We start from the raw sequence: 15,261 nt of genomic DNA, 5'->3' as shown, positions 1-15,261 counted from the left end.
CTAAGAACTAAAAGTGAAGATATTTTACTAAAGATGAAGAATAGGATAAGGAGAATAATATGGCAAAATTGTATGTAGTGGGAATAGGACCCGGAGGCAGAGAGCATATGACATTTAAAGCAGTGGATGTCATAAAATCATGCGATGGGATTGTAGGCTATACCCCATATATCAAATACCTAGAAGGACTTGTAGAAGGAAAAGAAGTATTTAGCACAGGTATGAAGGGTGAAATCGAAAGGTGTAAAAAAGCCATAGAAATGGTTAAAGAAGGGAAGAACACTGCAATCATCAGCACAGGAGATGCAGGGCTTTATGGAATGGCAGGACCGATACTTGAATTGGCGGGGGACATAGATGTGGAAATAGTCCCCGGAGTTACATCCGCCTTCTCAGCCGCATCGGAATTAGGTGCACCTATAATGCATGATTATGCATCCATAAGCCTTAGTGATTTGCTCACTCCGTGGGAAGTTATAGAAGATAGACTGGAAAAGGCTGCAGAGGCTGATTTTGTTATAGCAATCTACAATCCAAAGTCTAAAGGGAGAAAAGATAATTTGGAGAAAGCATTGGAGATTATATCAAGATATAGAAAAGGCACTACTCCGGTAGGGATAGTTCAGGACTCAGGAAGAGCAAATACTAAAATGGAGATTACAACACTTGATAGCGTAGATTGCGATACGGTAAATATGTTATGCGTATTGATTATTGGCAACAGCAATACCTATATAATAGGAAATAAGATCATTACACCAAGGGGATATAATATACTATGATTTGGATAATAGGCGGTACTTCAGAAGCTCGGGAATTAGTAGACAGATTAAAAAACAAAGTTAACTATATAATAACTATAGCGACAGAAGGCGGCAGGGAATTTTTAGATTCAGAAAATGTATATGTTGGGAGACTTAATAAGGAAGAAATGTTACAATTTGCTGCCCAAAGAGATATCACAGCTATTGTAGATTTATCACATCCCTATGCAAAAATTGTCTCAAAAAATGCCAAAGAAATAAGCGAGGAGTTAGGCATTGAGTATTTGAGATTTGTACGCAGCAAATCAAAACATGGTAATGATGTGATAAGCTTAAACTCCTATGAAGAATGTTATGATTATTTGCAAGAGATAGAAGGAACTGTTTTTTTTACAACAGGTTCAAAGAATATAGGAGACTTCGAAAAAATTAAAGGCAGCAATAGATTTATCTATCGTATTCTTCCGGCATACGAAAGCATTATGGAATGCAGGAAATTTGACATTAAGATGGAAGATATAGTGGCTTTACTTGGACCATTTTCTCTGGAATTTAATAAAATTATGTTTCATGAATACGATGCAGATTATGTTATAATGAAAGATAGCGGAGCAAAGGGAGGAACTCTGGAGAAGATAAATGCTTGTAAAGAATTGGGAATTCGGACTGTAATTATTGACCGGGAGGAAGAAGATGGTTTTTATAGCTTAGAATACTTAGAAAAAGTTATTATAAAAAAATTTAAAAAGGACTGATATTATGGAAAATTCCTACAGATATTATAAAAATACTGCTTGCAGTTATTTTCCTTGCCATAAGGTGGAAAATGACGAAGATTTCAATTGTATGTTCTGCTATTGCCCATTATATTTTTTAGAAGAATGCGGCGGAAATTATGTGGACAACTATGGCATTAAGGATTGTACCAATTGCTTGATACCGCATAAACCTAAAGGCTACGATTATATAAATGAAAAAATAATGAAACATAATGAAGAGAAAGTCAAAGAAAGATTCAATAAAAAATAATAGAGGTAGATAAAATGAATTTATTAAAAGAGACATTAAAAAGTATAAGTCCCAACAATTTAGATGCAATGAAACTTACAAGGGAAAAATGGGACAGCCTTGTAAAACCCATAGGCAGTTTGGGACAATTAGAAGAGATAACGATAAAGTTGGCAGGCATTACCGGTAACGTACATAACAAAATAGACAAGAAGGCAATTGTGGTAATGTGCAGTGACAACGGAGTAGTGGAGGAAGGCGTAAGCTCTGCTCCTCAGATATTTACCAGACTTTTGACAGAAAGCATGGCAAAGGGGATAACAGGAGTAGCCACTCTTGGCAAATTCACCAATGCGGATATAAAGACGGTAGACATTGGACTTAATGGAAGCATGGATAATCCCAAAGTAATAAATAAAAAAATAGCGAATGGCACTAAGAACTTTACAAAGACAAGTGCTATGACCTACGAAGAAGGGGTCAAATCAATTGAAATTGGAATTGAGATAGGGGATATGCTATATAATGATGGCTATGATATACTGGGGACAGGTGAATTGGGTATAGGAAACACAACGACATCTGCTGCTATTTTAAGTGTTCTGGGTGGACTGGATGTAGATACTGTATGCGGTAAAGGTGCAGGTTTAACAGATGAGCAATTAGAAAACAAGAAAAATGTCATATTAAGAGGTATTGAGATAAATAAGCCAAACAGAGAAGAACCAATAGATGTATTGTCAAAAGTAGGCGGATTTGATATCGGCGGAATGTGCGGATTGTTTTTGTCTGCGGCAAAGAATAAAAAGCCCATAGTCATGGATGGATTCATTTCATCAGCAGCGGCATTGTGTGCAATTAAGTTAAATCCATTGGTAAAAGATTATATAATTCCGTCTCATTTGTCAGATGAACCGGGAGCAATTTCCATGATGAACGTATTGGGATTAAAGCCTTTATTTAATCTGGAAATGAGACTTGGCGAAGGCACTGGATGCCCATTTGCGTTTCAAGTACTGGAATCAGCTTTATATACATTAGAACATATGGGAACATTCAGTGAAGCATCAATCGAAAGCGATGTTTTAGTAAATATCAGGGAAGAATAATAAGGTGATTAAATGATTTATTTAGTAACAGGCGGAGCCAGAAGCGGGAAAAGCACTTTTGCGGAAAGTTTATATAAAGATACTTTAGATGTGGTATATATAGCCACATCTAAGGTTTATGACAGGGAAATGGAAGAAAGGGTAAAATTGCACAGATTAAATAGACCTTCTCAGTGGCGGACATATGAAGGCAATTATAATCTCTGCAGCTCACTTGACAATGAAAAAAATTATCTCTTAGATTGTATTACGGTATTGACATCAAATATAATGTTTGATTTAAGTAAAGATGCAGAATATATTGATCCAAGTTTGCAGCAGAAAATTGAGGATACAGTATATGATGAGGTGAAGAACCTAATAGACGCTGTCAATCAAAGAAAATATAATCTCGTAATGGTAACCAATGAAGTAGGAAATTCAATAGTTCCGGAGCATCATATTTCTAGGGTATTTAGAGACATTCAGGGAAGGATAAACCAAAGGTTAGCAAAATTGTCCGATGAGGTTTATTTGGTATGCTGTGGCATACCGGTGAAAATAAAATGATTAAAGGATTTATATTAGCATTGCAGTTTTTAACAAGGATTCCAATCAATATTCCAGTTGACTTTAACGAAAAGAACATTAGAAGCAGTGTTTTTTTCTTTCCTGTAATGGGAGCTATTATAGGAGGAATGGGGAGCATTGTGTACCTTTTGATATCACCTTTAAATATTGAAATAGCAGCGTTTTTGACAATGATTACATTGATTATATTAACAGGCGGATTGCACATCGACGGACTTTCGGATACTTTTGACGGTTTCCTATCCAATCGGGATAAGGATAAGATCTTAGAAATAATGAAAGATAGCAGGGTTGGAACCTTTGGCGTAATAGGCATAGTAATTTTGCTTTTTTTCAAATATATTTTAGTTAAAAATATCCCAAATTTACCGATTGCTTTGATTTTTTCTTTATCAAATAGCAGACTTGTTGCAAGCTATATAATATCATATAAAAAATGTGCTCGACCGGGGGGACTTGGAGAACTATTTAATAAAAGCAATCCCAAGAAACTCATAATTATAAGTCATATTATATATATTTTTATTTTGATATTTTTTAATAAAGCTTATATAATACCATTATTGGTAACAATATTGACTGGGGAGATAATATCCTGTATAGCATATAAAAAAATAGGTGGATTAACAGGGGATGTTTATGGTACTATAATTGAAATAGGTGAATGCATATCATTATTAACTTTTTGGGGGCTGTTTTTATGGACATAATCATGATAAGACATGGAGAGACTGAAGATAATGTTTCGAAGGTTTTTAGCAGAGATGATACAAAACTATCAGAAATAGGAAAAGAGCAGATTAAAAGAACAAGAGAACTTTTAAAAGATTTTAAATTTGATAAGGTATATTACAGTCCATTGGAAAGAACAAAGGAAACTTTGGGTATATTAGGACTGGAAGGAATACCTAATACAAGAATAAGAGAGATCAATTTTGGGATTTTTGCAGGGCTTAATTACAATGAGATATTGGAAAAGTATCCGCAAGAAACAAAGTCATGGGAAAATGACCCTTTACGATATATAATACCGGAAGGTGAAAGCCTGAATGTGGTATATAATAGGGTGTGGATGTTTTTAGAAGAAATTATAAAGCATAATGAAAATATTATCATAGTAGCACATGAAGGAGTTATAAGATTGGCTTTATGTTGGATATTTAATGACCCCAATTTTTTTTATAGATTTAAAATCGACCATGGCAGCATAAACGTCATTTCAGTAGAAGACGGTTTTAAATATATAAAGAAATTAAATTATATATGATCTTAACCTTTGGAAAATAAATCTAATATTTAATTAAGGTGAGAAAAATGAAAATAAATTTTGAAAATATAATCAATAGTTTAAGTGAAAAAGCAAGGCTAGTCTCTTTAGATAATAGTAAATTAAGGGATTTACTTACTAAAACCCTTAAAACATTGGAAGAAAATGAAGAATTAAAGAGCATAATCGAAGATATAAAAATGTTAGTACAGTTAGTGAAGGACTGGATGAGCGGAAGATACAAGGGGATTTCAAACAGTTCAATAATTATGGTTATTATTAGCTTTTTATATCTAGTAACTCCGATAGATATTATTCCTGATTTTTTAATTGGAGGATTTTTGGATGATGCTGCCGTAATAGCCTATATAATAAAGAAAATTACTGCTGAATTGGAAGTATATAAGGAGTGGAGAAAGGGAGAAGATAATGTTATCGAAATTGAGATTGAAGATGAGGATGAAGAAGATAATAAATAGAATTGATAAGAGTCTATGATTTAGTTGACTTTAATCCAAATAAGCTTCCTAATAAACCCAGCGCAAAGCTTGAAACTAAAGAAAAAATTCCAATACCAAATATAATTTTATTAAATGGCGGCAGTACAATAAATGGTAATACTCCATTAACATGGGAGTATAAATAACCTGTTAAAAACCTTACCATTCCAATGGATAATAATCCGGATAGGATAGACATCAAAATTCCTTCAAGGATAAACGGCAAGGTTATAAAAAACTCAGGGGCACCTAATAGCCTCAAAGTGATTATTTCTTCTTTATTATTGTAAATACCTTGTTGAATAATATGAGATGTAATGACAACCGTCGCAATGCTTACAGCAACTACAATAAACAATCCGACTATATTTACTAAGCTGGATATACTAATTAATTTATCCAATATTTCTTTATTGTCCCTTACAAGCTCAACACCATTAATATGTTCAATTTCATTTATAATCGAATCAACACTTTCTAAATCGATTTTAACTTCTATATATGGGCTAAATGGATTATGTTCAAAAAGGCTTATAATTCTGGATTCTTTTCCCAGAATTTTATTCATTTTATTTTTAGCTTCTTCCTCATTAACGCTTAAAATTTCTTTTACACCGTCAATATCCCTTATCTCTTCTTGTATATTCAATACTTCTTGCTGACTGGAACCTTCCTCATAATAAACGCTGATTTCCGCCTCGTCTTCAATAGATTTTATCATAAATTTGGTAATAGAGGAGCCGGAGATGACTAATGAAAGCATAAAAAAAATAAAGGATAAGCTGATAATAGAGAAAATATTTGATAATAAATTCAGCTTGAATATAGTTTTAATTTCATTTAAAAAGTATGAAGTATTTTTAAATAGAACTTTCATAGCATTTCTCCTCAATAGTCATAATGCCCTCTTTTATCCTAATTCTTTTACAATCTATTTTATCATTTATAAGGTGAGTAGCATGGGTGGTGATGATAACAGTAGTATTTTCGTCACTAAACGAGTTTAAGAGATCCAATATATTTAAAGAATTAACCCTGTCTAAATTACCTGTAGGTTCGTCTGCGATAATAAGTTTAGGGTTTCTAGCTACAGCTCTTGCAATAGCCACCCTTTGCCTTTCCCCAAATGAAAGATTATCTACCAATGATAAGGTTTTATGTTTTAGACCAACCCTGTTAATTGCCATATATGCATTTGATTTCATCTCATTGTTAGAAAAGTTCAAAAATCTCATGCCAATGACCACGTTCTCTAAAACGGATCTACCTGTTAAAAGCTTGAAATCCTGAAATACAGGACCTATCGATCTTCTAAGATTTCTAATATTTGAAGAATTTTCTTTTGAAATAGCTTGTCCCAGAACTTTTAATGAGCCTGAAGTTGGATACTCCATGCCCATTAAAAGTTTTAAAAAGCTTGTTTTTCCTGAACCGCTGGGACCTGTGATATATATGACTTCACCAGTATCTATATTTATATTTATGTCTTTTAATCCAATTGTACCATCCGGATACTTTAAAGAAACATTGGTTGCTTTAATCAATTAAGTCCCTCCAATCTAGGAAAATGCCGGTGTAATATATAATTCTAAGATTTTATCCTTAATTTCAACAGTTTTTATCCTGCTTTTACCTAACAAACTTTTAAAATTCATGATTAGATAGCCATTTTTAAACAACTCTTCAATAGATGCTTGTTCAAGAGTAAACCCTAAATATTTTCCATCCACTACCTTTAGCTTAATGGTCTGAGGGTCTATAATCTCAAAGGTACCAGCCATATATAAGTCTAAATCGGGCATATACAATTCCAACTTATCCGTTGTAAATAATAAATCAAATTCAGTAGGAAATCTATATGATTTTAATATACTCCTAAGATTATCTTCCTTGATTACTCCTCTGATATTAGGTGGAGAAAGTGTTATGCTTATAACATCATCAGGTAATTTACCATCCTCAATCATTTTTACAAAGGTATTGATTGTGTCGGAAAATATGGGTTTAATATCCTTAAAAGATGTTTCTAATTTCCTTAGATAATCTTCATATTTGGATTTTTCTTCTTTCAATGATGACAGTCTCCTTTCCAAATCATCTTTCAACGCAAATTTTTTATCCAGAGCGTCTTGCAATTCTTTTTGTCTAATTTCGTAAACTTTTAGAGCGTCATCTAAGCCATTCTTTTCCTCAATAAGTTTTTCTTTACCTTCTTCTATGGTGTTCAATAGATTTTCAGTGTTTCTGGATATATCTCTTAAGGCATTGATTCTTTTTAATAAAGTTCCGAGGCTATCAGAGCTTAATATTAGTTCCAGAAAAGATGTAGATCCATTTCTTTGATAAGATTTTAGAACCTCTTCCATTATATTTAGATTGTTGTTATATTTATTTGTTTCATCTTCAATCGTGCTTTCAATATCTATTATATTTTTCTCTAATTCCTCCATAGTAAGTGCAATTGACTTTTCTTTCTCTTCCATTTCCATAATATCCTGAAGCACAAGAAAAAGTTCCTCTAAAATATTCTTTTCTTCTTCGGATAGATTGAGGAGATTGTCATTTGCCTCCGGGATAGCCTCTTCATCTACGGATTGAGAATAGCTATAAAAATGCAAAGGAATAATTAGGATTGAAAATATAAGAATTATACTGATGATTTTTTTCATAATAATTCACACCTTTAACTAACAGTGAACAACTAACAGTGAATTGTGAATTGGTAACTATTATTTACATAGTTCTTTCGCAATCTCTGCTCCAAGTTTAGCATTATTATATACCAATTGAATATTTGCCTCCAAGCTTTTTCCGTCGGTAATTTTTTGTATCTTATCTAGAAGATAAGGTGTAATATCTTTACCCTTGATTCCCAATCTATCTGCTTTGTCAATTGCATGGTCAATCGCTTTGTCAATTACATCCTTATCCATAGCATATTGGGCGGGAATAGGATTTGTAATTACGGTTCCGCCTTTTAATCCTATGCTCTCCTTTGCCTTCAGCATAGCGGCAATTTCGGATGGAGAATCCATACGATAATTTACTTTAAATCCGCTTTCTCTAGTGTAAAATGCAGGTAATTCTTCAGTTTGATACCCTATGATTGGGACACCTTGCGTCTCCAAATATTCCAGAGTAAGTCCAAGGTCCAATATCGATTTTGCTCCTGCACAAACAACTGCTACATTTGTAGTTGCGAGTTCTTCTAAATCTGCAGAAATATCCATTGTAATCTCGGCACCTCTGTGTACTCCGCCAATCCCTCCTGTAGCAAATATTTTGATTCCTGCAAGGTTTGCTATAATCATGGTTGCTGCAACAGTAGTGGCACCATCCTCTTTTCTGGATATCAATACAGGGATATCTCTTCTACTTGATTTAGTAACTTTTAGCCCTTTTTTACCCAAGTAGTCAATTTCTTCAGGGGTTATACCCACTGTAAGTTTACCGCCTATTATTGCAATGGTAGCAGGCACCGCACCATTTTCCCGAACTATTTTTTCAACATTTAAAGCTGTCTCCACATTTTTTGGATAGGGCATACCGTGAGATATGATAGTAGATTCTAAAGCAACAACAGGTTTATTCTCATACAATGCTCTTTCAACTTCTGGTGAAATAACTAAAATATTACTTAATTCCATAAATTTTACCTCCAATGATTTTTTAAAATTTCCTCCAAATTGCTTACCGACATGTCTTTGCTTACGGTCAATGGAGACCCAACACAAATACTAGATGCAGAAAGCCCTGCTTTTGCACAATTTTCTATGCCCTCTCCCTTTGAAAAGGCCCAGATCGCACCGGCTAAAAAACTGTCTCCTGCCCCGGTAGTGCTTACTATCTTGGCAAGAACAGCAGGTAATTTTCCATTAACATCTCTATTAGAATAATATACCCCATTTGTCCCTAAAGATATGAAAAGCCATTTAACACCCTTATTGTGTATTATATCGGAAGCTGCCTTAAGATCATTATTATTTTTTATTTTCATATCAGATAGGATTTCAGCTTCATTTATATTTGGCTTTAGGGTATGTATGTTGTGAATTGAATTTTTAATTTTTTCGGTTTTACTAATGGATACAGTATCCATAAATATAGGAACTGTACAGCTGTCCATTAGGAAATTCAGCGATTTCCCCGGAATATTTGTATCTATTACACATAGTCTTGATTTATTTATTACATTAAGTTTGGAAATCAAGTACTTTGGGGTAATATAATTATATATCTTCATATCGGAAATTGCTACATGCATATCACCATTTTCATCATTGATACAAAGATATGAAGATGTTCTTTCACGTTTTTTAACTATTGAATGTGTAAGACTGATATTTTTTTCTTTACAATCATTTTGAATTTCCTCTGCATAGGTGTCATTACCAAGGGCAGTTATAAATTCTGTCTTTATGCCCAATAAGCTTAAGTTTTCTGCAATATTTCTAGCAACACCACCTAAAGAGAGGGTAGTTTTACCGGGATTTGAATCCCTTAAATTTAAAGTACTAAATGGAGTGCCTGAAATATCAATATTTACGCCTCCTACCAGACATACATAGCTGGGCATAATTATCCTCCTCTTTAAATATTATAAGGTTGCTTAATACACTAATATAAATTTACCTTATTTAACGGAAATTATCAATAATAATTACTATATTTTAAAATTACGAGAGGTGCATGGAATGAAAAGAAAGTTAATAAGTTGTATTAGCCATATAGGCGAGTTAAATATTGATGAAATTAAGAGATTAGAAGTTGGTATCGAAATACAAGATTTTACTGAACCTAACATGACAGATAAAGAGGTCAATAATCTAATTATTAAATATAAAGAATTGTTCAAGGGGTTTAATAATATTAAATCCATCCATGGCCCATTTTTAGATTTAAAACCTTCAAGTCCGGATTTAGAAATAAGAAGGGTTAGTCAAAGAAGATATATTAAGGCTTTCCTCATTGCTAAAGAATTGGACATAGACTATTTAATATTTCATAGTCAAATAAATCCACATCTAAATGAAGAAAATATCAGAAAATTAAATGTTGAGCAAAGCAAAGAATTTTGGGAAGAAATTGCAAGGGTTGTAAACTATAAGGGAATTATTTTGATAGAGAATATATTTGAAGAAACGCCAATAATGATAAAAGAACTTATTGAAGCAATAAACCTTCCCAATATAAAGATAAATTTGGATGTAGGGCATGCTAAATTAGGCAGTGTATCAATTGAAAATTGGGTAAAAGAATTGAAAGATTATATTGGTTATATTCATCTTCATACGAATGATGGGAAAAGTGATCAACATTTACGACCCACAGAAGAAGAGGTTAAGAGATTATTATATATATTGGACAAATACGAAATCCATTGTCCAATTTCTTTAGAATATAAAGTAGAAAATTTAGAAAAGGATTTAGAAATGTTTTAGCATAGGTATTATAATTTTCACTGGAGGATTTAAAAATGTATCATTTTCCGGATATAGATGAAATACATGAAATGTTAGACGAAATAGCAGAAGGGATTCCAAAAGAATTCTTTGAAGACTTAAACGAAGGAATTATTCTATTACCTGAATATAAATTGCATCCTGAAAGTAGGGACAGGGACAAACTTTATATCATGGGTGAATATAGAAAAAGTATTGCGGGGAGAAATATCGCTATTTATTATGGGTCATTTGAAAGGGTATATTATGGTATTTCTAAAGAAAAATTGAGACAGATGCTTAAAGATACTCTATTACATGAATTTACTCATCATCTTGAATCTTTGGCGGGAGAACGTGACTTGGAAGTAAAGGATGCCAAAAAATTAAGAAGATATAAAGAAAAATAATTATAATAAAAACCAGTAAATAAGCTGATTTCACATTTGCTGCAATTTGTGATATGATTATTATATCAACTTTACGGTGGCAATTTCATGATAGAGTATGAGGTGATATAATAAATGAAAATTGCAATTGTAACTGATAAGTCTAGAAAGACTTTTTTACCCGGAGAAGAGGGAATTCAAGAGGATAAGCAGCATAAGGATACTATGACTCAAATAAGAGAAGCACTATCAGATAAATTTGAAGTAATCAATTTGATTATGGATCAGGACATTATTAAAAACATAAAACAGCAAAAGGTAAATTTAGTTTTTAACCTTTGTAATGGAGTAAGGGGAGAGGGAAGTTTATCTCAACTGCCGGCAATATTGGAATCAGAAGGGATTGCTTATACTGGATCTACACCTTTGGCACATGGGCTTGCTTATAACAAGATAATATCAGGGAAGATATTTCTGGCTTCTAAGATACCATCACCAAGATTTAGTTACATGAAGTCAACGGAAGGCATAGACGAACTTAAGTTAAATTATCCGTTAATTCTTAAACCCAAAGATGAAGGATCAAGTAGGGGGATACACAATGATAGTTTGGTTTTTAATAAGAAATTATTGACGAGAAAGTTAAAGGAACTGCTAGGCAAATATAATCCTCCTATAATGATTATGGAATATGTTGAAGGCAGAGAATTTACCGTAGGATTGTTGGGAAATGGTGACGATATACAAGTACTGCCTATATTGGAAATAGACCTATCCAATTTGCCTGAGGGAATAAATAAAATATATAGCTTTGAAGCTAAGTTCAAATTCGATGAATATGTTAAGTATCACTTACCGGCAAGAGTAGATGAAGAAACATATAAAAACATGTCGGAAATAGCTGTAAAAGCCTATAAGAGTTTAGGGCTAAGGGACTATGCAAGAGTGGATATCAGACTAAAAAATGATATTCCCTATGTAATAGAAGTAAATTCTTTGCCGGGGTTAGACAAATACAATAGTGATATATGTAAAATGGCGGAAAAAGCCGGTATAAAATACGATGAATTGATAAAAAGAATAGTTAAGATGGGACTCAGTAGAGTTGATAGTATAAATAAAAATCTTCTTATTAGTTAATAAGAAGATTTTTTTGGAGAGACATCGGAAAAGTGCCTTAATGTTTTACAGACTCTAAAAAATCCATGTGATTAGGTAAAAGAGATTAAGGTTTTCTAAATACGAACAAATATTCATGAGCAATAAGTAAGAAGTTATGATCAATACTCTTTTTATACCAAAATCCAGTAGCTTGGCAGTTATGCTGTTCCTTTATGATACTTTCCTTTAAAACAAAGCCGACATTTAAGAATTCTTGCATTACATAAAATCCTAAGGGTATCATGTGCTTATTTCTTCTTGTATCTCCTATAAGGATGGCACAGTATTTATTGTTTTTTAGTACGCGGAATAATTCTTTAGCAACTTTATGTATTTCTATAAGAAAATCGTCAATATCATATAATGATAGATCTCCTTCTATATTTTCACTATATTTAATTATATTAGCATATGGGGGGTGTGCACATATAAGATCAATACTTTTATCTTCTAAAAAATCTAAATTTCTAGAATCATGATTATAAATTAATGGTTCATATTCATTATTTCTATTAAATCTCAAGTTTTCTTTAGAGATCGCTATTGGTTCAGGATTAATGTCTATTCCAATTCCTTTTCTTTTTAATAGTTTTGTTTCAATTAGTGTAGTTCCACTTCCTAAAAAAGGATCTAATACAACATCATTCTCCATAGAATATCTTAAAATTAAATTTCTTGGTATGTATGGTGACCAGTTTCCTCTATACTTACCATTATGTGTAGCCCAGTTTCCTCTATCTTTAAAACTCCAAACAGTGGTAGCTTCCATCTTAAAATTTTTTGGTTCCCAATCCTTAGATAGCACTTGTAAGCATCCCCTTAGTAATTTATTCTACTAAATTTAAAATCCATTCAGTCCATCGGATAACTGTTTGAGATCTTCGCTTGAAAGTACTCTGTTTATGAACTCTATGAATGTAACATAAATTCATCAATTCAACAATATTTTCAGTCGTGGCAGGAGAGAGTGTATCAAAATACTCTCTTAAGGTTTTATGAAATACTTCATGCTTTAATATTAATTGTGATATATTTAAAACTTTTTCCCTATGCTTTTGACCCATGATTTGAATACCTAAAGGAGTCAATTCATAAATTATCTCTTTACTACTTTTTTCTTTTTTGACTAAACCTAAATAAATTCCGGCATTAGTATAATAATCAGCTTGCCTTTTTTCAAAATTATAATTTGATGCAATATCATCTTTACTCAAACTGCTTTCCATTAATAAACCTAATAAGTCTATAATTCTCTCGAAATTGTCAGCTTGAGGAAAAGGAACATTTAATGGCTCTTTTATAATATTTGTATTGGTTAATATATTAAAAATATCATCTAATGTTATAGGTTCTTCCTCAAAGGCATAATTTTTTTGTTCTACTAATTCTAGCGAATTATAATTTAATTTATCATTGAATTTATAAATAAAAAAACTAAATATGTCATTTGAATATGTAAAAAAGGCTGGTATAACCTCCTTATTTACCTTATCTTTCCAAAGTCTATAGGGATAATACATTTGCCTGATTAGAAAATTATCAACTTTAAAGTTTTTAGCCTCGATTAATAATAATTTATTTTGGCTCTCGAAACCTCCATCTATCTCACATTGGCTATTTAAAATATTAATATTAAAACTATTATTACCTGAAGAAATTTTAAAGTCAAAATTTCCAGTTCCCATCCTTCCAGAAATAGTTGGCAATGTATCTTCGCCTAATATATGATTTATAACTTCACCAACAAAAACAGTATTTAATGCATTAGCTTCAGAATAAATATGTTGCGGATCAATACTCTCTATATGTGGTGGAATTTTAAATGGGATAGTTTCTATATTATTATATGTAAGATCCGCATAAGCATCAAACTTTCCTATAATATAACTACCTCTTGTTATTGGAAGAATAGAAAGATTGTTTTTTAAAAATATATCAGGTAGATTACTTTTTTGATCAAATTTAGTCATTAATCTTGGTTCTCTAAATTCCTTAATTTGATTCGCAGCAATTTTAAAGAAACTGTTCCTGTTTATTTCTTCAATTATCTTATACTTCTCAAATAATTGATTCCATGCCCTATCATTTTTAGTATCATTTTTATAAGTCATAATTTTTTACTAAAATTTCCTTTATTTCTCCTCTACCTCCTGCAATAGAATTTATAGACCTTTTTGCATTTACAAATTCAATATTATAATCTTTATATAAATCTAATATAAAGGGAGCAGAGGAATTTGATAAAAGAAATTTTACCCCCTTTCCATCTAGATTGTCGCATAGATTTTTTAATCTAATCTGATCTTCGATGTTGAATCCGTCTAAAGTATATCCAGTAAAAGAAGAACTATCACTTATAGGCATATAGGGTGGGTCAAAGTATACAAAAGAACCCTTTCTGATTCCTTTTAAAGCTTCTTCAAAATCATAATTTAATATTCTTATATCATTTTCATTAAGATATTTGTTAACAACTCTTAATACATGTTCATTAACTATATTTGGATTCTTATAATTTCCAAAGGGTGTATTAAATTCACCTTGGCTATTAACCCTGAATAACCCATTATAGCATGTCTTATTCAAATATATGAGCCTACTAGCTTTTTCAATATTGTTTAAGTTTTTGAATTCAGGTTTTCTATCTAGCCCTCTAATATAATAAAAATATTCAGAAGTGTTTTTATGTTTTTTCAAGTTTTCAATCAATTCCTCAATATTATCCATAATTACTTTATAAGTGTTAATTAAATCTGCGTTATAGTCATTTATAATTGCTTTTTTGGGTTGCAGGTAAAAAAGAACAGCACCTCCTCCTAAGAAAGGTTCATAGTAGGTGGATATTTTATTTGGAAAATATTTTTCAATCTCCTTAATTAATTGTCTCTTTCCACCAGCCCATTTTAAAAATGGTTGAATTAACATGTTTCTAGCCATATTATCCTCTTTTCATTATATTTCTTGATCATATAATATATGTAATAAAGCATCGATTTCTTAAACCTTAGATGTATATATAAAAAATTATTTAAGTTGGTACTCTTATATACAG

19 protein-coding genes are annotated in these 15,261 nt (G+C 31.8%); 11 read left to right on the top strand and 8 right to left on the bottom strand.

Translation table 11 applies throughout. The annotated features are described in order from the left end of the window. Positions 1-59 precede the first annotated feature (59 nt). The 8 genes from cobJ to H8707_RS14715 are packed head-to-tail and all read left to right on the top strand — an operon-like array spanning position 60 to position 5,197. Complete coding sequence (gene cobJ, locus H8707_RS14750; protein WP_262430915.1) at positions 60-782, top strand: precorrin-3B C(17)-methyltransferase; 723 nt, start codon at positions 60-62, stop codon at positions 780-782. Then, a complete protein-coding gene (cobK, locus tag H8707_RS14745) occupies positions 779-1,519 on the top strand; it encodes a precorrin-6A reductase (protein WP_262430914.1) in 741 nt (246 codons plus the stop codon). Before cobJ ends, cobK begins: the two co-directional genes overlap by 4 nt. A 4-nt stretch (positions 1,520-1,523) precedes the next feature. Then, entirely contained in the window at positions 1,524-1,793 is a 270-nt protein-coding gene (locus H8707_RS14740) for a cysteine-rich small domain-containing protein (RefSeq protein ID WP_262430913.1), read from the top strand. Positions 1,794-1,807: 14 nt separating this feature from the next. Next, positions 1,808-2,881 carry a nicotinate-nucleotide--dimethylbenzimidazole phosphoribosyltransferase gene (gene cobT, locus H8707_RS14735; protein ID WP_262430912.1) on the top strand — a complete coding sequence of 358 codons (1,074 nt, stop codon included), beginning with the start codon at positions 1,808-1,810 and terminating at the stop codon, positions 2,879-2,881. A 12-nt stretch (positions 2,882-2,893) separates the two neighbouring features. After that, positions 2,894-3,430, top strand: a complete 537-nt coding sequence (cobU, locus tag H8707_RS14730) for a bifunctional adenosylcobinamide kinase/adenosylcobinamide-phosphate guanylyltransferase (protein ID WP_262430911.1) — start codon at positions 2,894-2,896, stop codon at positions 3,428-3,430. After that, positions 3,427-4,161 carry an adenosylcobinamide-GDP ribazoletransferase gene (cobS, locus tag H8707_RS14725; protein ID WP_262430910.1) on the top strand — a complete coding sequence of 245 codons (735 nt, stop codon included), beginning with the start codon at positions 3,427-3,429 and terminating at the stop codon, positions 4,159-4,161. Before cobU ends, cobS begins: the two co-directional genes overlap by 4 nt. Then, on the top strand, positions 4,152-4,718 hold the full coding sequence (locus H8707_RS14720) for a histidine phosphatase family protein (protein ID WP_262430909.1): 567 nt from the start codon (positions 4,152-4,154) through the stop codon (positions 4,716-4,718). The genes cobS and H8707_RS14720 overlap by 10 nt, the downstream gene beginning before the upstream one ends. Before the next feature lie 47 nt (positions 4,719-4,765). Further along, on the top strand, positions 4,766-5,197 hold the full coding sequence (locus tag H8707_RS14715; protein ID WP_262430908.1) for a YkvA family protein: 432 nt from the start codon (positions 4,766-4,768) through the stop codon (positions 5,195-5,197). Positions 5,198-5,210: 13 nt separating this feature from the next. Here H8707_RS14715 and H8707_RS14710 read toward each other — a convergent pair whose 3' ends face one another. Genes H8707_RS14710 through H8707_RS14690 form a run of 5 tightly spaced genes read right to left on the bottom strand, consistent with a single transcriptional unit; the run spans position 5,211 to position 9,794 of the window. After that, positions 5,211-6,095, bottom strand: coding sequence for a cell division protein FtsX (locus H8707_RS14710; RefSeq protein ID WP_262430907.1), 885 nt, complete (start codon positions 6,093-6,095; stop codon positions 5,211-5,213). Then, positions 6,079-6,762: a cell division ATP-binding protein FtsE gene (locus tag H8707_RS14705; protein WP_262430906.1), complete on the bottom strand. Its 684-nt coding sequence runs from the start codon at positions 6,760-6,762 to the stop codon at positions 6,079-6,081. Before H8707_RS14705 ends, H8707_RS14710 begins: the two co-directional genes overlap by 17 nt. Before the next feature lie 15 nt (positions 6,763-6,777). Then, complete coding sequence (locus H8707_RS14700) at positions 6,778-7,887, bottom strand: coiled-coil domain-containing protein (RefSeq protein ID WP_262430905.1); 1,110 nt, start codon at positions 7,885-7,887, stop codon at positions 6,778-6,780. 60 nt (positions 7,888-7,947) lie between these two features. After that, entirely contained in the window at positions 7,948-8,865 is a 918-nt protein-coding gene (locus H8707_RS14695; protein ID WP_262430904.1) for a pseudouridine-5'-phosphate glycosidase, read from the bottom strand. Between the two features lie 5 nt (positions 8,866-8,870). Continuing rightward, positions 8,871-9,794: a carbohydrate kinase family protein gene (locus H8707_RS14690; protein WP_262430903.1), complete on the bottom strand. Its 924-nt coding sequence runs from the start codon at positions 9,792-9,794 to the stop codon at positions 8,871-8,873. 118 nt (positions 9,795-9,912) lie between these two features. Between H8707_RS14690 and H8707_RS14685 the strand changes: the two genes are divergently transcribed. The 3 genes from H8707_RS14685 to H8707_RS14675 all read left to right on the top strand — a co-directional run bounded on the left by H8707_RS14685 (position 9,913) and on the right by H8707_RS14675 (position 12,188). Further along, positions 9,913-10,659 (top strand): sugar phosphate isomerase/epimerase family protein, encoded by a 747-nt coding sequence (locus H8707_RS14685; protein ID WP_262430902.1) that lies wholly within the window; start codon positions 9,913-9,915, stop codon positions 10,657-10,659. Between the two features lie 35 nt (positions 10,660-10,694). After that, positions 10,695-11,069, top strand: a complete 375-nt coding sequence (locus tag H8707_RS14680; protein ID WP_262430901.1) for a metallopeptidase family protein — start codon at positions 10,695-10,697, stop codon at positions 11,067-11,069. Positions 11,070-11,183: 114 nt separating this feature from the next. Next, the gene (locus tag H8707_RS14675) at positions 11,184-12,188 is read left to right on the top strand and encodes a D-alanine--D-alanine ligase family protein (protein WP_262430900.1); all 1,005 of its coding nucleotides are present in this window, start codon (positions 11,184-11,186) and stop codon (positions 12,186-12,188) included. Positions 12,189-12,273: 85 nt separating this feature from the next. On the opposite strand, the gene H8707_RS14670 is transcribed toward H8707_RS14675, so the two are convergent. The 3 genes from H8707_RS14670 to H8707_RS14660 are packed head-to-tail and all read right to left on the bottom strand — an operon-like array spanning position 12,274 to position 15,146. Further along, complete coding sequence (locus H8707_RS14670) at positions 12,274-12,978, bottom strand: TRM11 family SAM-dependent methyltransferase (protein ID WP_394354680.1); 705 nt, start codon at positions 12,976-12,978, stop codon at positions 12,274-12,276. Positions 12,979-13,036: 58 nt separating this feature from the next. Next, complete coding sequence (locus H8707_RS14665) at positions 13,037-14,320, bottom strand: type II restriction enzyme (protein WP_321586200.1); 1,284 nt, start codon at positions 14,318-14,320, stop codon at positions 13,037-13,039. Further along, a complete protein-coding gene (locus H8707_RS14660; protein ID WP_262430897.1) occupies positions 14,310-15,146 on the bottom strand; it encodes a DNA adenine methylase in 837 nt (278 codons plus the stop codon). The genes H8707_RS14665 and H8707_RS14660 overlap by 11 nt, the downstream gene beginning before the upstream one ends. Positions 15,147-15,261 lie beyond the last annotated feature (115 nt).

The sequence above is a fragment of the Paratissierella segnis genome, assembly GCF_014385195.1.
Taxonomy (GTDB): Bacteria; Bacillota; Clostridia; order Tissierellales; family Tissierellaceae; genus Paratissierella; species Paratissierella segnis.
Note: the sequence above shows the minus strand (reverse complement) of the source record. Positions and strands in the feature narration are given on the sequence as shown.